We start from the raw sequence: 289 nt of genomic DNA on the forward strand, positions 1-289 counted from the left end.
CGGACGAGCGCGAAATGGGCTTACGTGCTTTACTGAATCTGGGACACACGTTTGGCCATGCTATCGAAGCTGAAATGGGTTATGGCAATTGGTTACATGGTGAAGCCGTCGCAGCAGGTATGGTAATGGCTGCCCGCACGTCAGAACGTTTGGGCCAGTTTACCTCCGCTGAAACGCAGCGCATTATTACGCTGTTGCAGCGCGCAGGTTTACCGGTGAATGGGCCGCGTGAAATGTCTACACAGGCTTATTTGCCGCACATGCTGCGAGATAAAAAAGTGTTGGCGGG

1 pseudogene is annotated in these 289 nt (G+C 53.3%); it reads left to right on the forward strand.

The window, feature by feature from the left end:
* A pseudogene (gene aroB, locus FDX22_RS15815) lies at positions 1–289 on the forward strand (3-dehydroquinate synthase); the annotation flags it as partial.

The sequence above is a fragment of the Citrobacter sp. TBCS-14 genome, from assembly GCF_005280805.1.
Lineage (GTDB): Bacteria > Pseudomonadota > Gammaproteobacteria > Enterobacterales > Enterobacteriaceae > Citrobacter > Citrobacter gillenii.